Annotated in this window: 20 protein-coding genes; 9 read left to right on the top strand and 11 right to left on the bottom strand. The window is 60.5% G+C overall.

All coding sequences use genetic code 11. The features are described from left to right. Positions 1-116: 116 nt before the first annotated feature. The 3 genes from RLW55_RS15135 to RLW55_RS15125 are packed head-to-tail and all read left to right on the top strand — an operon-like array spanning position 117 to position 2,507. Entirely contained in the window at positions 117-920 is an 804-nt protein-coding gene (locus RLW55_RS15135) for an enoyl-CoA hydratase (protein WP_414462746.1), read from the top strand. After that, on the top strand, positions 917-2,035 hold the full coding sequence (locus RLW55_RS15130) for a polysaccharide deacetylase family protein (protein WP_414462747.1): 1,119 nt from the start codon (positions 917-919) through the stop codon (positions 2,033-2,035). Before RLW55_RS15135 ends, RLW55_RS15130 begins: the two co-directional genes overlap by 4 nt. 1 nt (position 2,036) lies before the next feature. Next, positions 2,037-2,507: a GNAT family N-acetyltransferase gene (locus RLW55_RS15125; protein WP_423414623.1), complete on the top strand. Its 471-nt coding sequence runs from the start codon at positions 2,037-2,039 to the stop codon at positions 2,505-2,507. 694 nt (positions 2,508-3,201) lie between these two features. On the opposite strand, the gene metH is transcribed toward RLW55_RS15125, so the two are convergent. From metH to RLW55_RS15100, 5 genes are read right to left on the bottom strand one after another with little or no spacing between them, the layout of a single operon-like run. Next, positions 3,202-5,898: a methionine synthase gene (metH, locus tag RLW55_RS15120; RefSeq protein WP_423414622.1), complete on the bottom strand. Its 2,697-nt coding sequence runs from the start codon at positions 5,896-5,898 to the stop codon at positions 3,202-3,204. A gap of 49 nt (positions 5,899-5,947) precedes the next feature. Then, complete coding sequence (locus RLW55_RS15115; protein ID WP_423414621.1) at positions 5,948-6,640, bottom strand: class I SAM-dependent methyltransferase; 693 nt, start codon at positions 6,638-6,640, stop codon at positions 5,948-5,950. Between the two features lie 4 nt (positions 6,641-6,644). Next, entirely contained in the window at positions 6,645-7,706 is a 1,062-nt protein-coding gene (locus tag RLW55_RS15110; RefSeq protein ID WP_423414620.1) for a homocysteine S-methyltransferase family protein, read from the bottom strand. Positions 7,707-7,732: 26 nt separating this feature from the next. Continuing rightward, positions 7,733-8,647, bottom strand: coding sequence for a methylenetetrahydrofolate reductase [NAD(P)H] (gene metF / locus RLW55_RS15105; protein ID WP_013947741.1), 915 nt, complete (start codon positions 8,645-8,647; stop codon positions 7,733-7,735). Beyond that, on the bottom strand, positions 8,647-9,660 hold the full coding sequence (locus RLW55_RS15100; RefSeq protein WP_423414619.1) for an ArsR/SmtB family transcription factor: 1,014 nt from the start codon (positions 9,658-9,660) through the stop codon (positions 8,647-8,649). The genes metF and RLW55_RS15100 overlap by 1 nt, the downstream gene beginning before the upstream one ends. A gap of 155 nt (positions 9,661-9,815) precedes the next feature. Here RLW55_RS15100 and RLW55_RS15095 point away from each other — a divergent pair, with 155 nt between their 5' ends. From RLW55_RS15095 to RLW55_RS15085, 3 genes are all read left to right on the top strand, one after another. Beyond that, positions 9,816-10,436: a hypothetical protein gene (locus RLW55_RS15095; protein ID WP_423414618.1), complete on the top strand. Its 621-nt coding sequence runs from the start codon at positions 9,816-9,818 to the stop codon at positions 10,434-10,436. Positions 10,437-10,577: 141 nt separating this feature from the next. Continuing rightward, positions 10,578-11,165, top strand: coding sequence for an ABC transporter substrate-binding protein (locus tag RLW55_RS15090; protein WP_409559960.1), 588 nt, complete (start codon positions 10,578-10,580; stop codon positions 11,163-11,165). A gap of 264 nt (positions 11,166-11,429) precedes the next feature. After that, positions 11,430-12,035: a PRC-barrel domain-containing protein gene (locus RLW55_RS15085; protein WP_423414617.1), complete on the top strand. Its 606-nt coding sequence runs from the start codon at positions 11,430-11,432 to the stop codon at positions 12,033-12,035. A gap of 66 nt (positions 12,036-12,101) precedes the next feature. Here the strand turns inward: RLW55_RS15085 and ettA are convergent, their stop codons facing one another. Beyond that, positions 12,102-13,760, bottom strand: coding sequence for an energy-dependent translational throttle protein EttA (gene ettA / locus RLW55_RS15080; protein ID WP_013947747.1), 1,659 nt, complete (start codon positions 13,758-13,760; stop codon positions 12,102-12,104). A 153-nt stretch (positions 13,761-13,913) separates the two neighbouring features. On the opposite strand from ettA, the gene RLW55_RS15075 reads away from it, so the two are divergent. Next, positions 13,914-14,648, top strand: coding sequence for a DUF1003 domain-containing protein (locus RLW55_RS15075; RefSeq protein WP_409559962.1), 735 nt, complete (start codon positions 13,914-13,916; stop codon positions 14,646-14,648). A 160-nt stretch (positions 14,649-14,808) separates the two neighbouring features. On the opposite strand, the gene RLW55_RS15070 is transcribed toward RLW55_RS15075, so the two are convergent. Together RLW55_RS15070 and RLW55_RS15065 are read right to left on the bottom strand one after the other, a co-directional pair. Then, entirely contained in the window at positions 14,809-15,558 is a 750-nt protein-coding gene (locus RLW55_RS15070; protein ID WP_423414616.1) for a CPBP family intramembrane glutamic endopeptidase, read from the bottom strand. Between the two features lie 22 nt (positions 15,559-15,580). Then, positions 15,581-16,630: a mitochondrial fission ELM1 family protein gene (locus tag RLW55_RS15065; RefSeq protein ID WP_423414615.1), complete on the bottom strand. Its 1,050-nt coding sequence runs from the start codon at positions 16,628-16,630 to the stop codon at positions 15,581-15,583. Between the two features lie 116 nt (positions 16,631-16,746). Between RLW55_RS15065 and RLW55_RS15060 the strand changes: the two genes are divergently transcribed. After that, complete coding sequence (locus RLW55_RS15060) at positions 16,747-17,235, top strand: Lrp/AsnC family transcriptional regulator (protein WP_423414614.1); 489 nt, start codon at positions 16,747-16,749, stop codon at positions 17,233-17,235. Positions 17,236-17,262: 27 nt separating this feature from the next. After that, positions 17,263-17,826 carry a hypothetical protein gene (locus RLW55_RS15055; protein ID WP_423414613.1) on the top strand — a complete coding sequence of 188 codons (564 nt, stop codon included), beginning with the start codon at positions 17,263-17,265 and terminating at the stop codon, positions 17,824-17,826. Between the two features lie 24 nt (positions 17,827-17,850). Here the strand turns inward: RLW55_RS15055 and greA are convergent, their stop codons facing one another. The 3 genes from greA to RLW55_RS15040 form a co-directional block, all read right to left on the bottom strand. Then, positions 17,851-18,339, bottom strand: a complete 489-nt coding sequence (greA, locus tag RLW55_RS15050) for a transcription elongation factor GreA (protein ID WP_409559966.1) — start codon at positions 18,337-18,339, stop codon at positions 17,851-17,853. 134 nt (positions 18,340-18,473) lie between these two features. Then, positions 18,474-21,749 (bottom strand): carbamoyl-phosphate synthase large subunit, encoded by a 3,276-nt coding sequence (carB, locus tag RLW55_RS15045; protein WP_423414612.1) that lies wholly within the window; start codon positions 21,747-21,749, stop codon positions 18,474-18,476. A gap of 152 nt (positions 21,750-21,901) precedes the next feature. Continuing rightward, the gene (locus RLW55_RS15040; protein ID WP_423414611.1) at positions 21,902-23,125 is read right to left on the bottom strand and encodes an MFS transporter; all 1,224 of its coding nucleotides are present in this window, start codon (positions 23,123-23,125) and stop codon (positions 21,902-21,904) included. Positions 23,126-23,237: the final 112 nt, after the last annotated feature.

Below are 23,237 nucleotides of genomic sequence, written 5' to 3'. Positions count from 1 at the left end.
CGCCGTAAAACTTATACACTTTCCGGCCGCCGCGTGCATCTGCCGCCGCGGAGGCCGTTTGCGACGCCTGCAAATGCCAATTAAATGGCCGCAAAGATCGAAAGGATACCCCGTTTATGGCAGATGCGGCCGAAGTCGCCAACCCGACATTGCGATACGCCAAGGACGGCGCGATCGCCTGGATCACGGCCGACAATCCGGCACGGATGAACGCCCTGACGGCTGCGATGTGGAAATCCATTCCTGATGCGGTGGGGGCGGCCGTCGACGATCCGGAGGTGCGCGTCATTATCGTGCGCGGCGCGGGCGATAAGGCCTTCTCGGCCGGCGCGGATATTTCGGAGTTCGAAACCTCACGCACCGGGGATGCCGCCAGGATTTACGACACATTGAACGACGACGCCTTCAACGCGCTGGTCGGATGCCCGAAGCCGACCATTGCAATGATCCATGGCTTTTGTCTTGGCGGCGGTCTCGGTCTCGCGCTCTGCTGCGACATGCGCATTGCCGACGATGCAAGCCAGTTCGCCATTCCGGCAGCCAAGCTCGGCATCGGCTATAATGCGCGCTGGGTGCGGCCCATTCTGGCGGCCGTACCGGCAGCGCGCGCCAAGGAGCTGCTGTTTACCGGACGGCGCTTCCGTTCGGCCGATGCGGAGGCTATGGGGCTTATCTCGCAACTCGTGCCGAAGGCGGAGCTGGAGACGACGGTGAAAGCATTGGCCGCGGAGATCGCCGCAAACGCACCGCTGTCGGTCGCCGCGGCGAAGAAAGTGATCGACGAGATCTCGCGCCATCCGGAGCATCCCGACATGGCAACTCTCGACGCCGCTATCGCCGCATGTTTTGCAAGTGAAGACTACGCCGAGGGACGCCGCGCTTTTCTTGAAAAGCGCAAACCCCAGTTCAAGGGCAAATGACTTTGACAATGTGCATCAGACTGTCGGCTCTCATCGTTGCGTCGCTCACCGTTTCCGCACATGCGACGGCGGCCTTCGCGCGCGACGATGTCTTGCAACACGCGTGCTATTCGCCGGCGCTGCTCGCAGGCGTGCCGGGCGAGGAGAAAGTCTCGCGCGGCGTCCACACCTACGATGCGCCGATCAAGATCGCCGGTTTCACTCAAGCTGCGCCGGTCCCCGAAGCCCTGCGCGGATCGATCCGGCGCGTCGACGTTCCGAAGGGCGAAAAAGTCATCGCACTGACGTTCGACCTGTGTGAGCAGCGCGGCGAGATTGCAGGCTACGACGGCCGCATTTTCGATTATCTGCGCGAACAGGGCGTAAAAGCCACCTTTTTTGCTGGCGGAAAATGGATGGTCTCCCATCGCGCGCGCACCGAACAGCTGATGACCGATCCGTTGTTCGAGGTCGGCAATCATACTGAAACACACGCGAACCTCCGGCTGCTAAACGAAGCGGCCATCCGCCAGCAGGTGCTCGCGCCGCAGAAAGCCTATGAGGATGCGCGCGCTGATCTCGCCTCGAAACAATGCGTGGCGGCGTCTCCCGAGGACATGCGCAGCATCCCCGCGCAGCCGACGCTCTTCCGCTTCCCCTACGGCACGTGCAATCCCGCCTCGCTCAAGGCTGTGAACGACGCCGGGATGCTCGCCATTCAGTGGGACGTCGCGACAGGCGATCCCGATCCGCATGAATCGGCCGAGCGTATCGCGGCGGCGATGGTGAACGAAGCGAAACCCGGATCGATCGTCGTCAACCACGCGAACGGGCGTGGATGGCATACGGCAGATGCTTTGCGCATCGCGATCCCGAAGCTCAAAGCCAAGGGCTACAAGTTCGTAACCGTCAGCGAACTGATGACGATGGGCAAGCCGGTCATCAAATCGGAGTGCTATGATCGCAAGCCCGGCGACGTCAATCGCTACGACTTCCTGTGGGCACTGAAAAAGCCGCTGAACGCCAGCCCGAAGACCGGGGCGAAAGTCGCCTACACGCCGCTCGCAGCGAAGAAAGCCGTGGCCAAAAAGAATACCAAGCCGGTTGCTCGCGCGGCAGGGCAATCAGTGAATTGACATGACAGCTACTATCGCGTTTCGGCCAATGACATCGGAGAGCGCCGAGCTGCTTGGCGCACCTCTCGCCGCTATTAATCCCTGGGCGCATTATCGCTATACGCCCGAGGCCCTCACGACGTTTTTGCGCGATGACGACCACGACGCGCCCCGCCTCGAAATTCTTGTCGACGGCACCCTTGCCGGAGGCTTCAGTATTCGCCGAACGTGGTTGCGCGGGCCGTACCTTCAGTTTCTCGGCATCCTTCCGCCGTTTCAAAATAGCGGCGTGGGCAATGCCGTGCTGTCATGGTTCGAAGCGGAGGGAAATAGACTGCAGGCTCGGAACATCTGGGTCAGCGCTTCCGACTTCAACGTCCGAGCCATCGCCTTTTACGAACGGTTCGGGTTCGTCCGCGTCGCGACGCTCGAAGGGCTCGTCGCGGAAGGTACCAACGAAGTTCTTTTGAGAAAACGGCTAATAATCGGTTGATCCGAAGCCGTTGTTACGTTGCATAGACTGCGAGTCGAACGGCATTCCGAAAGCCCCGCAGCGCGCTTCGCATCAGACGTCCGGCAGGATGCAAGCAAAATATTTTGGGATTATTTTTGTGCGTTGCATTGGCGTAGGCGCCGACGTGTAAGCGTCATTCTTCGATCACAATTGGTTACCGCGTTCGGCGCCGCTTCGCTAAAAACGGCGATTTTAGCTGCATTTTCGTTAACTCCCAAATCGCAGGCGGGAACCGCTTTTGCTTCCGGCGGTTTGCGTTCGGAGCGATGCAACAGCAGTGACAGTTTCGCGACGGTCAAACGCTCTGCGGCGCAAAATGCTTTTTTCTTGTCAGCGACGTGGACTGCTCGGTAGCGTCCGGCCTGCGCTTCGAAGAGGGAAGCGAGGCGAATTCAGAAGCATCTCGACCTCGGAGGTGTGACATGAGTCTGCAAGGCGGTCTTAACGTTCTTGCCGTAGGAATGTCGTTTGGATTCGTGATTTTGGTCGTGCTCGGGACCTTTTGAGAGCGACCGTCTGGAGGAAATGCCTGAAACAGTAATCCCACGCACGATGCTCCAAGGAGCCAACGAGACGGGGGACTATTTCTGGGATGTCTGGCGCGAGCCAAACGACCATACGGCGCGGGTACACACCGCGCCGATTTTTTTGACGAACGCAACGTCCATGCTAATCAGGCGGCGGCGTTGACAGAACCTGTTCTTTCGTAGTTCAGGACCGGCGCCAGCCAGCGCTCCGCCTCTTCGACCGTCCAGCCTTTACGCGCGGCATAGTCTTCGACCTGGTCGCGCTCGACCTTGCCGACGCCGAAGTAATGGCTTTCCGGATTTGCGAAGTAGAGGCCGGAAACGGACGCGCCCGGCCACATCGCGTAGCTTTCCGTCAGCGTGATACCGGTTTGCTTTTCGACGTCCATCAGCGTCCAAAGCGTTGCCTTCTCGGTGTGATCAGGCTGCGCCGGATAGCCAGGTGCCGGGCGGATACCTTGGTATTTTTCAAGGATCAGATCGTCGTTCGAGAGCGTTTCGCTCTTGGCGTAGCCCCACAACTCGCGGCGCACCTTCGCGTGCATCGCTTCGGCAAATGCTTCGGCAAGGCGATCGCACAAGGCCTTCGCCATGATGCGCGTGTAATCGTCGGTCTTCTTAACGTGGCGCTCGATCGCTTCTTCCTCGCCAAGTCCTGCGGTGACGGCAAAGCCACCGATATAATCGGCGAGCCCCGTCTCTCTCGGCGCGATGAAGTCGGACAGCGCGGTGTGCGCACGATTGCGCGAAGGATCGCGCGCGATCTGCTGGCGGAGCGTATAGAGCGTCGCCATCTGCGCAGCGCGCGTATCATCCTGGTAGAGCGCGATGTCGTCGCCGATGCTGTTCGCAGGCCAGAAGCCGACGACGGCGGACGCCTTCACCCATTTCTCGGCGACGATGCGCTTCAGTAACGCCTGCGCATCATCGAAGAGTTTCTTCGCTTCAGAGCCGACTTTGTTGTCGGTCAGGATCTGCGGATAGCGGCCTGCAAGCTCCCACGTCTGGAAGAAGGGCGTCCAGTCGATATAGGGCACGAGCGACGCGAGCGGATAATCGGCGAACGTGCGTGCGCCAAGGAAGCTCGGCTGTACAGGCTTGTACGCGCTCCAGTCGATCTTGAACTTGTTATCGCGCGCCGCTTTCAGCGTGATGCGTTGCTTCCTCGCTTCGTTCGCAAGGTGCGCTTCGCGAACCTTGGCGTATTCCGACTTGATGTTCTGGACGAACGGCGTCTTCTCCGTGTCCGACAACAGGTTCGAGACGACACCGACGGCGCGGCTGGCGTCAAGCACGTAGACGGCCTGCCCGCGGTGATAGTTCGGATTGATCTTGACGGCCGTGTGCACCTTGCTCGTCGTCGCGCCGCCGATCAGCAGCGGCACGGAAAAGCCTTCGCGTTCCATCTCGGCGGCGACGAAGCACATCTCGTCGAGGGACGGCGTGATGAGACCGGAAAGGCCGATCATGTCGACCTTCTCTTTCTTTGCCGTCTCGAGAATTTTCGCGGCCGGCACCATAACGCCGAGGTCGATGACCTCATAGTTGTTACACTGAAGAACAACGCCGACGATGTTCTTGCCGATGTCGTGGACGTCGCCCTTCACCGTCGCCATCAGGATCTTCCCGGCGGCGGGCTTGGCTTCAAGGCCGGAAGCTTTCTTCTCGGCTTCCAGGAATGGCTGCAGATAGGCGACGGCCTGTTTCATCACGCGCGCGGACTTCACCACCTGCGGCAGGAACATTTTGCCGGCGCCGAAGAGATCGCCGACAACGTTCATGCCCGCCATCAACGGGCCTTCGATAACGTGCAACGGCTTGTCGGCTTTCGCGCGAGCTTCTTCCGTGTCGATCTCGATAAAGTCTGTGATGCCATGCACGAGCGCGTGCGTGAGGCGCGCTTCGACCGGCGCCTCGCGCCAGGACAAGTCTTTCTCTTTCGCCTTCGCGCCCGAACCATCGCCTTTGAACTTCGGCGCGGCTTCGAGCAAGCGATCGGTTGCGTCCGGACGTTTGTTGAGGATCACGTCCTCGCAAAGCTCGCGCAGCTCGGCGGGAATATCGTCGTAAACCGTCAGCTGACCGGCGTTGACGATGCCCATGTCCATCCCGGCTTGAATGGCATAGTAGAGAAACACAGAGTGCATCGCCTGGCGCACCGGCTCGTTGCCGCGGAAGGCGAACGACAAGTTCGAGACGCCGCCCGAAATGTGGGTCAGTGGCATCTTCTCTTTGATCTGGCGCGCTGCTTCAATGAAGGCAATGCCGTAACCGTTGTGCTCTTCGATGCCGGTTGCGACGGCGAAGATGTTCGGATCGAAGATGATGTCTTCCGCCGGGAACCCAACTTTCTCGGTCAAAATTTTGTAGGCGCGTTCGCAAATCGAAACCTTGCGCTCGATGGTGTCGGCCTGTCCGGCTTCATCAAACGCCATGACGACGACGGCCGCGCCGTAGCGCAGGACCTTGCGCGCATGCTCCAAGAACGGCCCCTCACCTTCCTTCAGCGAGATCGAATTGACGATCGGCTTGCCCTGCACACACTTCAGGCCTGCTTCGATGACGCTCCATTTCGAGCTGTCGATCATTATCGGTACGCGGCTGATGTCGGGCTCGGAGGCGATAAGGTTGAGGAACGTCTCCATCGCTTTTTCGGAATCGAGCAGGCCTTCGTCCATGTTGACGTCGATAACCTGCGCGCCTGCCTCGACCTGTTGGCGCGCAACGGCGAGTGCGCCAGCATAGTCGTTCTGCTCGATCAGCTTGCGAAACTTCGCGGAGCCCGTGACGTTTGTGCGCTCACCGACGTTGATGAACGATTGCGCGGCGTTGGCTGTGGTCATCAGTCGAATTCCATTTTGAATTGGCAGAAGATAAATGTGCTAACGGCTTTCATGCGAATGCCAGCCAACCCTTGATGGCAAGTCCGCGGAAGATCGGCGTCAGGCGCTTGAAACCGGCGCTCACAAGCAGCTCCTCTTCGCGCTGCTCAGACACGACCGAAACTTTCTTGAAGTTCTCGGCATTGCTCGCAGCAACTTCGGCTGATATGCCGTTGCGAATGGCATGGCGCTTCCAGATGCGGCGAAGCAGCTCGGTTTGGTCATCGTCGGCAACACCCACGCCGTCAACGACGGTAAACGGCGCGCCCGGCTTCAGCCGCTTATAAATGGCCTCGAAGAAGGCCATTTTCGCGCCGTCGTCCGGAACAAAATGGGCGGTCAATATGCACGTCGCAGCGTCGAAGTTTTTTTCTGCGAGATTGTCGATGGTCGTCGCATGCACCTTACTGCGCAGACCGACGGGCGTTCGGCCAAGACGCTTGTGCGCCAATTCGACCATCGGCTCATAGGTATCGACGCCGACGAACGACCAATCCGGATTGTTCAGTCCAAGGCGCAAAATTTCTTCGCCCCCACCCGCGCCGACGACCAAGATTTTGGCCGGCCCTTGCGGAATGAGCTCAAGAAGCGCGGATTCGACAATCGCGAAGATGGCTTGCCGACCGGGAATGAATTGCTCGGCCAGCTTCGCGTAGTCATCGAGATCGGGCAGCTTCTGATCTTCGAATTTCAATGCTGTCATTGCATCATCCATGAACGAACGGTTCGAGGCCGGAGAGCCGAAGGCGCGGTTCGGTCTTTGTGATCGTGCGCGGCTTGTAGCCTTTCGCGTGGCTCGCGATGTGGGCGATGTGATCGGGCGTCGAGCCGCAGCAGCCGCCGACGACGTTAATCAAGCCATCCGCCAGCCATGGCTCGATCTTGCAGGCCATGTCGTGCGGGTTCTCGTCATATTCGCCCATGGCGTTGGGAAGACCTGCATTCGGATAGGCCGAGATGCGAACGTCGGCGACATGCGAAAGCTCAGCGATGTAGGGACGCATCAGCTCCGCGCCGAGCGCGCAGTTGAGTCCGATCGAAAATGGCCTCAGATGCCGCATCGAATACCAGAAAGCTTCCGCCGTCTGCCCGGAGAGCGTACGGCCCGAGCGGTCGGTGATCGTTCCTGAAATCATGACCGGAAGTTCGAGATCTTTTTCCTCGAAAACTTCGAGCGTCGCGAAACCGGCAGCTTTCGCGTTCAAGGTGTCGAAGATCGTCTCGATCAGGATGATGTCCGCCCCGCCGTCGATCAGCCCCCGCACCTGCTCTTTATAAGCATCGCGCAACTCATCGAAGTTGACATTGCGGAAGCCCGGATTGTTGACGTCCGGCGAGATCGACGCGGTGCGGTTGGTCGGGCCGACGGCGCCTGCAACAAAGCGCGGCTTGTCCGGCGTCTTCTTTGTCCACTCGTCCGCCGCGCGGCGCGCGATCTTCGCGGCCTCGACGTTGATCTCGTAGGCCAGGTCTTCCATGTGATAGTCGGCCAGCGAGATACGCTGCGCGTTGAACGTATTCGTCTCGATGATATCGGCGTTGGCGCGCAGATACTTGCCGTGGATCTCTTCGATGATCTCCGGCTGGGTCAACACGAGCAGATCGTTGTTGCCCTTGATGTCCTTCGAATGATCCTGGAAGCGCTCGCCGCGATAGTGGTTTTCGCCGAGCTTATACTGCTGGATCATCGTGCCCATGGCGCCGTCGATGATGAGGATGCGTTCGCTCGCAGCCTTTTCCAGCGCGGCCCAACTTGGTTTCCGTCTCATGTCACGCCTCGACTTTCCGAATGTGATTACGCCGCGTTGGCGTTGGCCGCTCTCGCCGCGCGAAGGCCAAGAAGATGGCAGATCGCGTAGACGAGGTCGGCACGGTTCAACGTATAGAAGTGGAATTTCTTGATGCCCTCGTCGACGAGGTCCATCACCTGCTCGGTCGCGACGGCGGCGGCGACGAGATGCGACGTCGCGCTGTCGTCTTCGAGGCCTTCGAAGCGGCGCGCGAGCCATGACGGGACCGTCGCCCCTGCGCGTTTGGCAAAGCCTGCGACCTGCTTGAAGTTGTGGATCGGAACGATCCCAGGCGAGATCGGTACCCAGATGCCTGCCGCGCGCGCCCGTTCGAGATAACGCAGGAAATACGCATTGTCGAAGCCGAACTGCGTGATGATGCGATCGGCGCCGGCATCGACCTTGGCCTTGAGATTATCGAGATCGGCTTCGATCGATTGACTTTCCGGATGCTTCTCCGGATAGCCCGCGACCGAGATTTCAAAATCCGCGATGCGCTTCAACCCCGCAACAAGATCGGCCGCATTCTGATAGCCGTCTGGATGCGGCTCATACTTCGTGCCCGCGCCATGAACCGGATCGCCACGCAGGGCGACGATGTGGCGGACACCTTCGCTCCAATACTGGCGCGCGACGGCATCGACCTCGTCCTTCGTCGCGTCAACACAGGTAAGATGCGCGGCAGGCTTCAGGTCCGTTTCCTTGAGGATGCGCGTGACGGTGGAGTGCGTGCGTTCACGCGTCGAACCGCCGGCGCCGTACGTCACCGAAACAAATTCGGGATGCAGCGGCGCAAGGCGCGAGATCGCAGACCACAGCGTCTCTTCCATCTTCTCCGTCTTCGGCGGAAAGAATTCGAAGCTGACGACGATGTCGCCCGAGCCGAGCAGCTTGCTCTTGCGTTCGCTATTTTGTGCCATCAGCGTGCTCCCTCGCGCACGTCTTCGACGGGTGCGCTTATCTTTGTAATCGGCATTTGCGTGACCGGACGTTCGGCAAGCCAGACCGTGACGGTCAGCATGTCGTCGCGGCCATCGGCTTTGGGTGTCAGGTCCTCGACGGATTTCGGCGCGAGGCCGGCATCTTTCAGCCAGCCTGCTACTTGCTCGTGCGTAAAGCCGAGGCGTTCGTGAGCCTCGCGCGTGCGCAAGAATTCGAGCTCATGCGGTGCGAAGTCGACGATCAGCAGTTTGCCGCCCGGCGTCAGCACGCGCGCCGCCTCGCGAATGGCGAGCGCCGGATCGGACAGAAAGTGCAGCACCTGATGCATGACGACGGCGTCGGCCTGTGCATCCGCCAGTGCCAGCGAATAGATATCGCCGTGGCGAACCTGCGCCTTGCCGCAGCCCTTGGCGTTGAGGTTGGCGCGCGCGTAGGTCAACATGGTTTGATTGACATCCAGACCCAGGCCGCGCTCGAAACGATCGGCGAAGAGTTCGAGCGTGCGTCCGGTGCCGGTGCCGAGATCGACGAAGAAATCGAAAGTCCCGTCGCCTAGCGCCCGGCGCATCGCGGCTTCGACGTCATTTTCCGCGACGTGAAGCGTGCGGATGCGGTCCCAGTCGGCGGCATGTTCTTCGAAGAAGCTCTGCGCGACCGACTCGCGTTCGCGCTTCAAGGTCTCGGCGCGCTCGCGGTCACGGCGGACGGATGCTTCCGAGGGATCAACATCGGCCACGAGGCGCAGCGCCAAACGGCCGCCGGGCTGACGATCCGAAATATGAAAGTAGACCCAGCTGCCGTCGCGGAAGCGCTCGATCAGGCCCGCCTCGCATAGCAGCTTCAAGTGGCGGCTGATGCGCGGCTGGCTTTGCCCGAGGATCAGGGTCAGATCCTTGACGTTCAGTTCGCCGCCAGCAAGCAGCAGGAGAATGCGCAGGCGCGTCGGCTCGGCGGCCGCCTTCAGCGCCGCCACCAAGTCAGCCGTTCGCATTTCCTCTGAGCTGGACATGCGCGGGAAGATATAAAGATATGTTTATATGTCAAGGGGCGTTTGGCGGTCGCGAAAACAGTACGGTGCTTAACCGCCTTTTAGAGAAATTTACCATAAGGTCGCCGACAGTGCTCGCGCGGGGGTTGAGTTGCGTCATGCAGCGTCGTGGTTTTGAAGTCATTGAAGTCTCAGGCGATCCCGGTTGCCTTCCGATCACGATCCGGCAGACCAATTCGAAAATGGCGAAACTTCCCGGCCTCTTGCTGATGACTGCGCTGGCGGGCTTGATCGTGCTGCCCCAGCTCGGGTTTGCGGTTTACGCACTTACCTCCGCGGATGTGCGCCGCGCCCTGGTTTCGAACCCGGTTGTGGCCATCGAGTTGGCGCTGGCGCTGGTCTTCTGGGTCGGCCTGATCATTTGGCCGCTGCGCAACATATTGATCGCGTTGATTTCCAGCCGTCTGGTCGATATCCGCGAAGGAAGCGTGAAGGTCATCGACCGGACGCCGTTTTCGACGACGCTCTGGGATATGCCGTTGGCGAGTTTCGAGGGTGTCGCGCTGCACACGCGGACGTCGCTGTCGGGCGTTCACCAGGAAGCTGTATTGGTGCACCCGAACAAAAATCGCAGCATCATTCTGATGGCGGCAGATCGAATCGGTGGAACGGAATTCGATAGGCTTTGTCTGGCGTTGAGCCTTCCCGTCGTGTCGGCGGGGCGGCTCTACGATCTCGGCGATAAGCCTCGCGAACGACAAAATGCTGTGGCCGCATAGCCATCCAGCATTGTTTTGACGTGATTGTTGCCTCTGTAGCGTGACGAGAGGCTTGTTTCGATAGGGCGACAGTAGCAGAATCGGCCAAGAGCCCCTGCTACTTCGCGATGGTTTTGGGGACGACGAATGCGAGGGTTTGACATGGGGTGGGCAATTTCACAGCGAATTCGCTCCGCCAGTTGGCTGGCTGTTTTGTTTGCCTGTTTTGCAGGCGTTTCCGCGACCGGTGCTCGCGCCGAGTCGCCCGCCGTTTATATGCAGCGTGTTCAGAATGAGCTCATGTACGCGCAGCGTCAGGGCGGCATTTCCGCTTACGCCAACGTGCTGCGCCGACACATGGATGTTCCGAACATCGGCCTGACGGCGCTCGGCCCGCACGCGCGGACGCTGCCGAAGGCCGATCGGCCCGCCTACTACAACGGCATGATCAACTTCATCGCGAAGTACGCCGCCACGCAGGGCCCGAAATACATCGTCACCAGCGCCGTCGTCACCGGACAGGGTCCGGGCGATGCGGGCGGCACGAACGTCGACAGCCACATCACACTGTCCGACGGCTCGGGCTACGATATTCGCTGGCTCGTGATGAAGACCAAAGAGGGCTACAAGGTTCGTGACGCGCAGGTTGTCGGCTTTTGGATGACGACCTTCCTGGATGACCTCTTCCAGAATTACATCACCGAGAATGGCAATAATCCGCGGGCACTCGTCCTGGCGCTGAGCCGCTAAGACGATACCGTTCCATTCGGGCAGCTTTGGCATCTGACATTGCGCCAATTGCCCGGAAGTGTGCCTTTCAGGCGTCGCTCTTCGGGCGACGCCTGTTCTTTATCGACATCGGCGCTGTTCGCCCCATTTACGTCCAGCTTTGCATCGACAAAGCGCCGCACCCTTGCATCGCCGCCGAGCATAGGGGAGCAAAAAGCCCGCATACGTTCTATATGAAACGCGGGTTACGTTTTGGTGGTGGGGATGGAATTGGGGTCCAGGGTTATGACGTTTTCGAAATTGCGTTTGGCGCCGGGAATGGCTCTCGTCGTCTCGATGTCTTGTTTTTGCGTGTCTCAAACGCAGCCGGTCTGGAGCCAGGAACAGGAACAGCAGGCTCCCGCCGAGGGCGAGCAGCAGCCAGCGCCCGAGCAGACCGCTCCGGCAGACGACGGTGCCGCAGCGCAGCCCAGCGGCGACGGCGCAGAACCATCAGCCGCGCCGTCGGAGCAAGCTCCTGCGGATAGCGGGACGGAAGCGCCGCCTGCCGACAGCGGCGCAACAGAGGCGCCGGCTCAGCCAGAGCAACCAACGGCAACCGAAGGCGCGCCTGCAGAAGGCGGTGCTGCAATCAACGCCAGTCAAATTCAGATCGGCGCGGCAGTGTTCGGCTCAGATGGCGCCAAGATCGGCGAAGTCAACGGCGTGAAGTCCGACGACAGCGGCAAGGTGCAGGAAATTCTCGTTACCGATGGCATGCCCGCGGGCATCAACGCCAAAGTCTTCGAAGTTCCGGCCGATAAGATCACGAGCGTCGCGGACGGCGTGAAGCTGTCGCTGACCTCGGAGGAAGCCAAGCAGCTTCCGATCATCGACAACAGCAACGGGTGAAGCTTTTGAGTGTGGCTTCCGACTCTCCTTCGTCGAGCCGGCCGGAAGCCACATTTCCCCTCTGCCCTATCGCTCGAACCGCTTGAACTTGATGCGGTGCGGTTCGACGGCCTGGTCGCCAAGGCGGCGCTTCTTGTCTTCTTCGTAGTCGGCGAAGTTGCCTTCGAACCATTCGACGTGGCTATCGCCTTCGAAGGCGAGGATGTGCGTGGCGAGGCGGTCGAGGAAGAAGCGGTCATGCGAGATCACCACGGCGCAGCCGGGGAAATCTTCGAGTGCCGCTTCGAGCGCGCCGAGCGTCTCGGTGTCGAGGTCGTTTGTCGGCTCGTCGAGCAGCAGCAGGTTGCCGCCCTCTTTCAGGAGCTTCGCGAGATGCACGCGGTTGCGTTCGCCGCCTGACAGCATGCCGACCTTCTTCTGCTGGTCGGCACCCTTAAAGTTGAACCAGCCGCAGTAGGCACGGCTTGGAACTTCTTTCTTGCCACCGAGCAGCATCTGGTCGAGGCCGCCTGATATCTCCTCCCAGACGGTCTTTTTGTCGTCGAGATGGGCGCGCGACTGGTCGACGTAAGCGATCTTGACGGTGTCGCCGAGGCGGATCGTGCCGCTGTCGGGCTGTTCTGCCCCCGTCAGCATCTTGAACAGAGTCGTCTTACCAGCGCCGTTCGGACCGATCACGCCGACGATGCCGCCGGGCGGCAGCTTGAACGAGAGACCATCGATCAGCAGGCGATCGCCGAAGCCCTTCGTCAGGCCGTCGGCTTCGATCACAACGCCGCCAAGCCGCGGGCCGGTCGCGATCTGGATCGAGGCGCGGCCGTTCTCCTCGCGGCCGGCTTCGTCAGCCAGCTTCTCATAAGCTGTGATACGGGCCTTCGACTTGGCCTGGCGGGCCTTCGGCGACGAGCGGATCCATTCCAACTCGCGGGATAGCGCCTTCTGCTTGCTTTCTTCCTGAGCCTTCTCGGTCGCTTCGCGCTTGGCTTTCTGTTCGAGCCAGCCTGAGTAGTTGCCCTTCCACGGCACGCCCTGCCCGCGGTCAAGTTCGAGCGTCCATTCGGTGATGTTGTCGAGGAAGTAGCGGTCATGGGTGACGAGGATCACGCAGCCCGCGTATTCCTTCAGGTAGCGTTCGAGCCAGGCGACGCTTTCGGCGTCGAGATGGTTGGTCGGCTCGTCGAGAAGCAGAATATCGGGCTTCGACAGCAGGAGCTTCGTCAGCGCAACGCGACGTTTTTCGCCGCCCGACAGCTTCGTGACGTCGGCGTCGCCCGGCGGCGAACGCAAAGCATCGAGTGCCTGTTCGACCTGGGCGTCGAGGTCCCAGAGATCCTGGGCGTCGATCTGGTCCTGAAGCGCCGTCATCTCGTCGGCAGTCTCTTCGGAATAGTTCGCCGCGATCTCGTTGTAGCGATCGAGGATTGCCTTTTTCTCCGCGACGCCTTCCATGGCATTGCCGAGCACATCCTTTTCGGGATCGAGTTCCGGCTCCTGCGGCAGATAGCCGACCTTGATGCCGTCGGCGGCCCAGGCTTCGCCCGTGAAATCGTCGATCCGGCCCGCCATGATCTTCAGCAGCGTCGATTTACCAGCGCCGTTGAGGCCGACGACGCCAATTTTGGCGCCCGGCAGGAACGACAGCGAAATGTCCTTCAGCACCTGCTTCCCGCCCGGATAGGTCTTGGAAAGCTTATGCATGTGATAAACGTACTGATGTGCAGCCATGAACGGCGCCTCTATGACCTTAAGTTCGAGGGATTTAATCGGCCTTCTAGCCGATTGCGGCGGCTTGCTCAATTGTATCATTGAGCCCGTGCGCGACGTGCCGCGGCCGGGTACCCCGGATATATAGGAACGCGTTTCCAAAAGAGGACAGGGATGGCGGATCAGATCCCCGAAAACGGTAAAGTGCCCGAAAATGGCAAGGCATCGAAGCCAAAAATCGTCTGCTCCTTGACGGGCAAGGAATATTCGCGCGGCGCCGTGGTCAGTATTGCGACGGTTATGCCCTCGCTGGTCGAGCGCATACGTAAAGATTACCCCGATCTGAAAGACGATGCGTTCGTTTCGCGCAAGGAACTTGATCGCTATCGCACGCTCTATGTGACGGAACTCCTTCGGGATGAATCTGGCGATGTCAGCGAGATCGAGAAGCAAGTTGCAGAAAGTCTTGCAACGCATGAAACGCTTGCCGAGAACGTCGAAGAAGAATTTTCGGCCAAGCGTTCTGTGGGCGAGATCTTATCGGACGGCTTGGCTCAGTTCGGCGGCAGCTGGACGTTTCTCATCGTGTTTGCCGCGTTCCTCGGCATATGGATGCTTTACAATTCCTATCGCGCCGGAGCCGCGTTCGACCCTTACCCCTATATTCTGCTGAATCTCATTCTTTCAACGATCGCAGCCGTTCAGGCCCCGATCATCATGATGAGCCAGCGGCGACAAGAAGAGAAAGACCGGCTACGCTCGCTGAACGACTACCGCGTCAATCTCAAAGCCGAGCTGGAAATTCGCCACCTGCATGAAAAAATGGATCATCTGATCAATAAGCAATGGCAGCGGCTGGCAGAGATTCAGTCGTTGCAGCTCGACAAATTGGCGGAGCGCAGGAAGTAGCGGGCTCTTTGGTTTGGGCCTGGCGACTGACGGTCCGCGGGCCCGCCTCCTGCATGGCTTTTTTGGGTGCAGGCGACTGCCCTACGGGGAGCCGGCCGCCAGCAAACTTTCGATTTTGTGCTGGCGACTCCCCTCCGGGGAGCCGACCGCCAGCACATTGTCACCAAGCCGGGTTCTTCACGCCGGTGAAGAAGTAGACGCCGAGGCCGATCGTAAAAACAAGCCAGCCCCACAGGACGTGCTCGATATAGACGGCCCAGAACGAGCGCGTGCGTTCGTAGCGCCACGCGAGCAGCAATCCGACGACGAACGTTCCGCCGACGGCGATCCAGTTGCGGAACAGGATATGGCCGAAGCCGAACGCCAATGCGTTCGCGAGAATGAGCGTCCAGCGTGAGTTGAACAGCACGCCGTAGCGGTGAAAGAAGAAGACGCGATAGGCGAACTCCTGCGCTAAGACCGACGTGAACGGATAAAGCACCATGATCTTCAGCCAAAGGCCTGGGCGCTCGGCGGCAAGGGAGAACAACCTGTCAGGCATGATCGCTGCGACAAGCCCGGCCACAACGAGACTTCCAATTGCGAAGATCAGGAAGATCGAAAGAAGCGTGGCGCGATCGGGCCAGCGTGCCAGTTCCTGTTTCAGGCTGTAGCTTTTGTCGAAATAGAGAAACGCGACGAAACCGGCTAGCACGGGCGGGAGCGCATAGAACAGCGGCACACGGTAATCGAACACGGCGATGCGCATCAGCAGCGGTAGGCCGATGTAGATGAGCCCGAATTCCAGCCACAGCTGCAATCGACGCGCGTCGGAGAGCGGCGGAATGGCGGCGCCATCATCGATAGTTCCGGCCTCTGTTATCCCGCCGGTGGCTCCGATGACGTCTTTTGTTGAGAAAGAGGCTGTCATCCAAACTCCCGCGCTGAACGGCTTAGGATCGGGTGGCGTTGACGAGCCCCGGCAGCATCGCGGCGCGCTTCTGCCAGCGCCTGCGAATTTCGTCGGCGATCGTGTCAGCGGAGTGAAGCGGCTTGTAGCTCCACGGCGATAATGGCCCGCCGGAAGCTGGCAGCGGCCGGGTCGCTCCGTAAGCCGCAAGGGCTACATGGAAACGGTCGAACTTCGGACTGCCGCCCGTTGGTGAGAACAGGAAGATCGGGCGGCCGGTGGCGGCGGCCTCGCAGATCATGCTGACGCTGTCGGCGGTGATGACGAAAACATCCGCTTGCGCGAGGAAGTCCGGATAAGGGTTGGGACCGTCCCCGTTCCAGAAGATGGCGGGCTTACCGGCGATGGTCTCTTGAAGGCGCTTGGCCAAGCGTTCCGGCGTCCGCCGCGAGGTGGTCAGCATCAAACCGGCGCCGTTGTCGATAAGCGCACCGAGGGAAGCCACGAGGCGCTCTTCGTCAGCGTCCGTATAATGGTAATCGCCGTTCGGACCGCCGATGAGGCAGGCAATCCGCGGCGTCGGCAGCGCGGCGATCGCGGCCGGGATATTGGCCCTCAGCGCTTCGAGCCGAGCCGGAGAAAAGCGGTGCGGCGAGGTCAGCGTCGTGACGACGTTCGGACCGCGGCGGCTGTCATGCTGCGGCACCCAGATGAGATCGGCGCTACTCGGACCGGTCTTTGGGTCCATCAGGATGACGGTGTATGTCTGCAGCCCGGCGTGACGCCGCAGCGCGCGGATGTAGGGAATGGTCGTCCGGCCCGTTGCAAACGCGAACGCTGGCCACGGCGGACCGAGCGGGCCGCCACTCGCGCCCATTTGCTCCCCGGCCGGAAGCGGTCCCCACGGAGCCGCCAGCTTGTATATGCCCGAAAGGTTGCTGCGCTTGACGATGGCGTTCAGACCGAGCGCTTCGACGACGCCCTGACACTGAGCTTCGTGGCCAGCCTTGCCGTCCGAAAAAATCCACGCGGATCGGCCGGTAAACACCGGGGGATCGCTATCGGCTTGGATCGGGTCAGACACGACTGCCATTCCCGCTCATCGACATCGCGCTTATGCCGGAACGGCATTTAAAGAAATTTGCGAAACTTTGCGCGCTGGGGACCATTCCTGATATTACTCTAACGTTTCCTGCGACGGCGCGGTCCATGGCATTAGAACTCGACGAAACAGACTGGCGAATTTTGCGAGAGCTGCAAGCCGACGGCCGCATCACCAACATTGCGCTTGCCAATCGCATCGGTCTTTCAGCTCCGCCCTGCCTGCGCCGCGTCCGGGCGCTCGAAGAAGCAGGGCTTATCACACGTTATACCGCGTTGGTGGACGAAGTGAGGCTCGGATACGGGCTGACGGCCTTCGCCATGGTCCGACTTCACAATCAGGCTGAAGCGGACCTTCATGCCTTTGAGAACCGCATTCTCGGCTGGCCCCTCGTCCGTGAAGCCTACATGCTGTCCGGCGAGAGCGACTTTATACTGAAATGCATCGCGCGCGATCTGCAGCGGTTCCAGAACTTCGTGCTGGAAGAATTGACGGCTGCGCCGAATGTCGCAAGCGTCAAGACATACCTGACGATCCGGCGTGCCAAGCGCGAACCCGGCGTTCCGATCAGCGTCGCGGGGCCTGAGGGGACGTAACCGGGCGCGGCGTATTTTGGAGGGTTGATGCGGACCTTTTCTGAATGGACGTCTTGGACGGCAAAAGCTGTCCTGCTTTCGATAATTCCAAGCACCTCAGTTGCCGTCGCAGCGACGTCTGACGAACTGTTCAATACTTATTTCGGCAATGTGCTCGGCGGACTCCCCTGCTTCGCCCAAACGTTCGACGATAGGACGCTGAACGCTGATCCGCAGCAGCGCGTGCGCAAGATCGAGATAGATCTTGCCAAGACGAACTCCGACGGCACGCCGAATACGCCGGATCGCTTCACGCTCGGGTTCGCCGTCATGCTGGCGTCGGGATCAGACTGGTTCGGCCAGCGAGCAAACTGTCAAACCAACGACGACGATTTCGAATGCTATCTCGAAAGCGACGGCGGCATTTTCCGGCTCAGCCCTCAGAAAACCGGTCTGAAACTCGTGACCGGCGACGACGGCATTTCGGTTGATGATGGCGATTCCGAAGTCGAGCTGTCCGGCAAGGACGGCATCGACAAGACGTTCGACCTTGTGCCGTCAAAAGAGGAATGCCAGGACGCCGCGGCGTTTTTCGAAGGCGGCAACGACTAGCCGCCCTCGAACGTCTGCTTAGCTTCAGGCAGGCGGGCTTGAGCCCCACTTCACCTGCAGGATCTCAAACGTGCGGACGCCCTTCGGCGTGGTGACGTCGACGCTTTCGCCCTTCGACTTGCCGATCAGCGCGCGGGCGATGGGCGAGGAGATGGAAATCTTGCGGTCGCGCAGATTGGCTTCAGTGTCGCCGACGATCATGTAGCTGACCTTCTCGCCGGAATCCTCGTCTTCCAGTGTCACGGTCGCACCGAACTTGACGGTATCACCCGACAGCTTGGTGACGTCGATAATCTCTGCACGGTTGATCTTATCTTCGATCTCGGCGACGCGAGCTTCGTTCAGTCCCTGCTGCTCCTTGGCGGCGTGGTATTCCGCGTTTTCGGAAAGATCGCCATGTGCGCGGGCTTCCGAAATGGCCGCAATGATACGCGGGCGCTCGACGGCTTTCAGCCGCTGCAATTCCTCCTCAAGGCTCTTGTAGCCCTCAAGCGTCATCGGCACCCGTTCCATCATCTTCTCCAACGTCTTCAACGTCTCAATCAATTGCGGGGATGGCCCCGACACACGCTAACAGTAAGCTTGGCAATTAGGAAAGCAATGAAGGGGCAGCCGATCTCGGGTGCCCCGTCTGGTCGGCAAACGGCTTAGCGATGCGCGAAAGCCTGCAACGGAGCCACGTCCAGGGTGTCCGATGCCAGTGCTTTGATAGCCCGTGTAACCGCTACCGCCCCCGCCAATGTTGTATAGTAGGGGATGTGGTGAAGCAAGGCCGTGCGCCGGATGTCCTTGCTATCGCTCAGAGCTTTCGAACCCTCGGTTGTATTAAAAACGAGGTTGATATCGCCATTTTTGATGGCGTCCACGATGTGGGGACGGCCTTCCAGAACCTTGTTGATGGCATCACACTGGATGCCGTTCGCTTCCAGGAAGCGCTTGGTTCCGCGGGTCGCGACGACCTTGAAGCCCATGGCGGCCAGCTCCCGGACCGGGGCCACGACGCGGGATTTATCGCTTTCTTTGACCGAGACGAACACCGTGCCCTTGGACGGGAGTTTCTGCCCGGCGCCGAGCTGGCTCTTGCCGAAGGCCATCGCGAAGTCGTGGTCGATGCCCATGACTTCGCCTGTCGAGCGCATCTCGGGTCCCAAAATAGGATCCACACCGAGGAAACGCGCGAACGGGAAGACCGCCTCTTTGACCGCAATGTGCGTGTAGGTCGGTTTCGCGAGGTTGAAATCTGCGAGCGGTTTGCTAGCCATGACTTCGGCCGCGATCGAGGCGATCGGCAGGCCGATGACTTTCGCAACGAACGGCACCGTGCGAGACGCGCGCGGATTCACCTCGAGAATAAAGACCTGTTCGTCCTTGATGGCGAACTGCACGTTCATCAGACCCACAACGCGGAGCGCCAGAGCGAGCTCGCGGGCTTGGCGTTCAAGCTCGGCGACGATGGTCGTCGAGAGCGAGTGCGGCGGCAGCGAGCAGGCGCTGTCGCCCGAGTGAATGCCCGCTTCCTCGATATGCTCCATGATACCGGCGACGAACGTATCCTTGCCGTCCGACAAGCAGTCGACGTCGACTTCGACAGCGTCGGTCAGATAGCTGTCGATCAGCAACGGGCGCTTTTCGGAAACGACGAGTTCGGACGGCCTGTCGAGCGTTGCGGAGAGGCGCGCGACGTAACGGTCGACTTCGGCGCCGTCGTGCACGATCTCCATCGCGCGGCCGCCGAGCACGTAGGACGGACGGATGACGACGGGATAGCCGATTTCTTCGGCAATGCCGCGGGCGGCTTCCGGCGTCTTGGCGATGCCGCTCTTGGGCTGCTTGAGGTTGAGCTTATCGATCAGCGCTTTGAACCGGTCGCGGTCTTCGGCGAGATCGATGGCGTCGGGCGACGTGCCGAGGATCGGAACGCCTGCCTCTTCCAGCGCGCTGGCAAGCTTCAGCGGCGTCTGGCCGCCGAACTGCACGATGACGCCCTTTAGAGAGCCCTTTTGGCTTTCGACGCGGATGATTTCGAGCACGTCTTCGGCGGTCAGCGGTTCGAAGAACAGCCGGTCGGACGTGTCGTAGTCGGTCGAAACGGTCTCGGGGTTGCAGTTGACCATGATTGTTTCGAAGCCAGCGGCCGTCAGCGCGAAGCAGGCGTGGCAGCAGCAGTAGTCGAACTCGATACCTTGGCCGATGCGGTTCGGGCCTCCGCCAAGGATGACGACTTTATCCTTTGCGCTCGGATCGGCTTCGCAGACGGGATCGCCGCTGAGGCCGGTTTCGTAGGTCGAATACATATAGGCCGTGGGCGACGCAAATTCGGCAGCACACGTATCAATGCGTTTGAATACGGGCGTGACGCCCAGATCTTTGCGCAGCTTGCGGACATCGGTCTCGCTGACCTTTCCGAGCTTCGCCAAGCGCGCATCGGAGAAGCCTTGCGCCTTCAGCGCACGCAGCTGCGGCGCGGTCTTCGGCAGGCCGTGCGCGATGATGCGCGCTTCGGTGTCGGTGATCGCCTTGATCTGGCTGAGGAACCACGGGTCGATTTTGCAATACTGATGGATCTCGTCGAGCGAGAAGCCTTCGCGGAAGGCCTGCGCGACTTTCAGAATGCGATCGGAGGTGGGGCGCGAGACGGCGGCGCGGACAACGTTCTTGTCGTCGCCCTGCCCCAGGCCTTCGAGCTGGATGTCGTCGAAGCCGGTCAGGCCCGTTTCCATCGAACGCAGCGCTTTCTGCATGCTCTCGGCGAACGTCCGGCCGATGGCCATCGCTTCGCCGACCGACTTCATCGACGTGGTCAGCGTCGTGTCGGCACCGAGGAATTTCTCGAACGCGAAGCGGGGAATTTTCGTGACGACGTAATCAATCGTCGGCTCGAACGACGCGGGCGTGGCGCCGCCGGTGATCTCGTTCTGAATTTCGTCGAGCGTGTAGCCGACGGCGAGCTTCGCCGCGACCTTCGCGATCGGGAAGCCCGTCGCCTTCGAAGCCAACGCGGACGAGCGCGACACGCGCGGGTTCATCTCGATGACGATCAGACGGCCGTCGGCCGGATTGACCGCGAACTGAACGTTCGAGCCGCCCGTCTCAACACCGATCTCGCGCAGGACGGCAATCGAGGCGTCGCGCATGATCTGATATTCTTTATCCGTCAGCGTCAGTGCCGGTGCGACGGTGATGCTGTCGCCGGTGTGCACGCCCATCGGGTCGATGTTTTCGATCGAGCAGATGATGATGCAGTTGTCCGCCTTGTCGCGGACGACTTCCATCTCGTACTCTTTCCAGCCGATGACGCTTTCCTCGACGAGGACCTGGGACGTCGGCGAGGCATCAAGGCCGCGGTCGATAATCTCGAAATATTCTTCGCGATTGTAGGCGATGCCGCCGCCCGTACCGCCGAGCGTGAACGACGGACGGATGATCGCCGGCAGGCCGACGTGCTCAATGGCCGACGCCGCCTCGTCGCGGTTATGCACTAGGCGCGAGCGCGGCGTTTCGAGCCCGATCTCTTCCATCGCCTCGCGGAATAGCTTGCGGTCCTCGGCCTTGTCGATGGCCTCGGCCTTGGCACCGATCAACTCGACGCCATAACGATGCAGAATGCCTTGCTTGTGCAGCGCCAGCGCGGTGTTGAGCGCGGTCTGGCCACCCATCGTCGGCAAGATGGCGTCGGGCTTTTCCTTGGCGATGATCTTGGCCACGACTTCGGGCGTGATCGGCTCGATGTAGGTTGCATCAGCGAGGTCCGGATCGGTCATGATGGTCGCCGGATTGGAGTTGACCAAGATGATCCGATAGCCCTCGTCGCGCAGCGCCTTGCAGGCCTGCGTGCCGGAATAGTCGAACTCGCACGCCTGGCCGATGACGATCGGGCCTGCGCCGATGATAAGAATGGATTTGATGTCAGTGCGTTTTGGCATGCGGCGCAAAAATTTGGCCGAGGCTCGCGTGGTGACGCGGTCGGCTCAGGGGTGGATGGAACGACGGGCTAAGGGGGCCTTATAGGCAAAGCATCGTGCCGGGGGAACCCCCGAAAATACCGCGCTGCGACGTTCTTCGCCTCAAAAGCAATTTAAGCTGTTTTTACTTTGTCATATTCCGTCCGTTCGCCGGGCAGGAACACGGTCAAAAGTCCGAGCAATGGCAGGTACGAGCAAATCTCGTAGACGTAGCCGACCCCTTTGGCGTCAGCGACAAGGCCAAGCACCGCTGCGGCGATGCCTGCGATACCGAACGCCGCGCCAAAGAAAATGCCGGAGATCATGCCGACTCGCCCGGGGATAAGCTCCTGCGCGAACACCACGATGGCCGGAAAAGCCGACGACATGATCAGGCCGATGACGATCGACAGAATCACGGTCCAGGTGAGATCCGCGTAGGGCAGCGCCAGAGAAAACGGCAGCGATCCCAGGATAGAGAACCACATCACCATCTTCGGGCCGAAGCGGTCGCCAAACACGCCGCCGAGGATCGTGCCGACGGCGGACGCTCCCAGAAACGCGAATAGCATGAGCTGTGACGTCTGCACGGAGACGCCGAACTGATGGATGGCATAGAAGGTGTAGAAGCTCGCAAAGCTCGCGGTGTAGATATTCTTGGAGAACATCAGTGCAGCGAGCACCGCCAGCGCGACGGCCGTGCGGCCGCGGGAATGAATGAGGCCAGGGCCGAGCGATGCGCCCTTGCGCTTCGGCGCGGCGCTTGATGCCCATTCGCCGACCTTCCACAAAATCACCATGGCGACCAGCGCGATGGCTGCGAACCAGGCGATGCTCGGCTGTCCGCGCGGGACGACGATGAATGCCGCCGCCAAGGGGCCGATCGCGGTGCCGAAGTTGCCGCCGAGCTGAAACAGCGACTGAGCGAAGCCGTGGCGTCCGCCCGATGCGAGCCGGGCGATGCGCGAGGACTCGGGATGGAAAATCGCCGAGCCGACACCCACCAGCGCAGCGCCGATCAGCAAACCGAGGTAGCTGGTTGTGAAAGCGAGCAATATGAGACCCGCAAACGTCGAGCCCATGCCGACGCTGGTCGAATAGGGAACCGGGCGTTTGTCCGTGAAATGACCAATGAACGGCTGCAGCAGCGAGGCTGTGATCTGGAACGCCATCGTGAGCAGGCCGATCTGCCAGAAATCAAGCCGGTAGGTGGCTTTCAGCATCGGATAAATGGCGACGAGCAGCGACTGCATCACGTCGTTGAGCATATGACTGAAGCTCACGGCGAGCAGGACAGCGAGAGAGGCGCTGGCGACCGGCGCGCGAAGCGCGGCGCGGGATGAATCGATGACGGTCATGGGAATCTCCGGACGGGCTTCTAACGCCGGAGCACGCGAAACACATCGCGCACGCCGGCATGGCAGCCATCCGGCCACGCATGGGCGTGCACATCGTTCTGAAAAGCGCGGA

The organism is Hyphomicrobium sp. B1, from assembly GCF_049532635.1.
In the GTDB taxonomy this organism is placed as follows: Bacteria; Pseudomonadota; Alphaproteobacteria; order Rhizobiales; family Hyphomicrobiaceae; genus Hyphomicrobium_B.
This window is presented reverse-complemented; position numbering and strand designations above follow the sequence as displayed.

Coding starts and splice junctions, on each gene's coding strand:
- metH (WP_423414622.1), bottom strand. CDS start 5,898: ATGACCACAGCCAACGCCGCGCAATCGTTCATCAACGTCGGTGAGCGC.
- RLW55_RS15065 (WP_423414615.1), bottom strand. CDS start 16,630: ATGGCAGTCGTGTCTGACCCGATCCAAGCCGATAGCGATCCCCCGGTG.
- RLW55_RS15100 (WP_423414619.1), bottom strand. CDS start 9,660: ATGCGAACGGCTGACTTGGTGGCGGCGCTGAAGGCGGCCGCCGAGCCG.
- RLW55_RS15085 (WP_423414617.1), top strand. CDS start 11,430: ATGACGTTTTCGAAATTGCGTTTGGCGCCGGGAATGGCTCTCGTCGTC.
- RLW55_RS15095 (WP_423414618.1), top strand. CDS start 9,816: ATGCAGCGTCGTGGTTTTGAAGTCATTGAAGTCTCAGGCGATCCCGGT.
- RLW55_RS15130 (WP_414462747.1), top strand. CDS start 917: ATGACTTTGACAATGTGCATCAGACTGTCGGCTCTCATCGTTGCGTCG.
- RLW55_RS15075 (WP_409559962.1), top strand. CDS start 13,914: ATGGCGGATCAGATCCCCGAAAACGGTAAAGTGCCCGAAAATGGCAAG.
- metF (WP_013947741.1), bottom strand. CDS start 8,647: ATGGCACAAAATAGCGAACGCAAGAGCAAGCTGCTCGGCTCGGGCGAC.
- RLW55_RS15090 (WP_409559960.1), top strand. CDS start 10,578: ATGGGGTGGGCAATTTCACAGCGAATTCGCTCCGCCAGTTGGCTGGCT.
- RLW55_RS15110 (WP_423414620.1), bottom strand. CDS start 7,706: ATGAGACGGAAACCAAGTTGGGCCGCGCTGGAAAAGGCTGCGAGCGAA.
- RLW55_RS15055 (WP_423414613.1), top strand. CDS start 17,263: ATGCGGACCTTTTCTGAATGGACGTCTTGGACGGCAAAAGCTGTCCTG.
- carB (WP_423414612.1), bottom strand. CDS start 21,749: ATGCCAAAACGCACTGACATCAAATCCATTCTTATCATCGGCGCAGGC.
- RLW55_RS15060 (WP_423414614.1), top strand. CDS start 16,747: ATGGCATTAGAACTCGACGAAACAGACTGGCGAATTTTGCGAGAGCTG.
- greA (WP_409559966.1), bottom strand. CDS start 18,339: ATGGAACGGGTGCCGATGACGCTTGAGGGCTACAAGAGCCTTGAGGAG.
- RLW55_RS15135 (WP_414462746.1), top strand. CDS start 117: ATGGCAGATGCGGCCGAAGTCGCCAACCCGACATTGCGATACGCCAAG.
- ettA (WP_013947747.1), bottom strand. CDS start 13,760: ATGGCTGCACATCAGTACGTTTATCACATGCATAAGCTTTCCAAGACC.
- RLW55_RS15115 (WP_423414621.1), bottom strand. CDS start 6,640: ATGACAGCATTGAAATTCGAAGATCAGAAGCTGCCCGATCTCGATGAC.
- RLW55_RS15070 (WP_423414616.1), bottom strand. CDS start 15,558: ATGACAGCCTCTTTCTCAACAAAAGACGTCATCGGAGCCACCGGCGGG.
- RLW55_RS15125 (WP_423414623.1), top strand. CDS start 2,037: ATGACAGCTACTATCGCGTTTCGGCCAATGACATCGGAGAGCGCCGAG.
- RLW55_RS15040 (WP_423414611.1), bottom strand. CDS start 23,125: ATGACCGTCATCGATTCATCCCGCGCCGCGCTTCGCGCGCCGGTCGCC.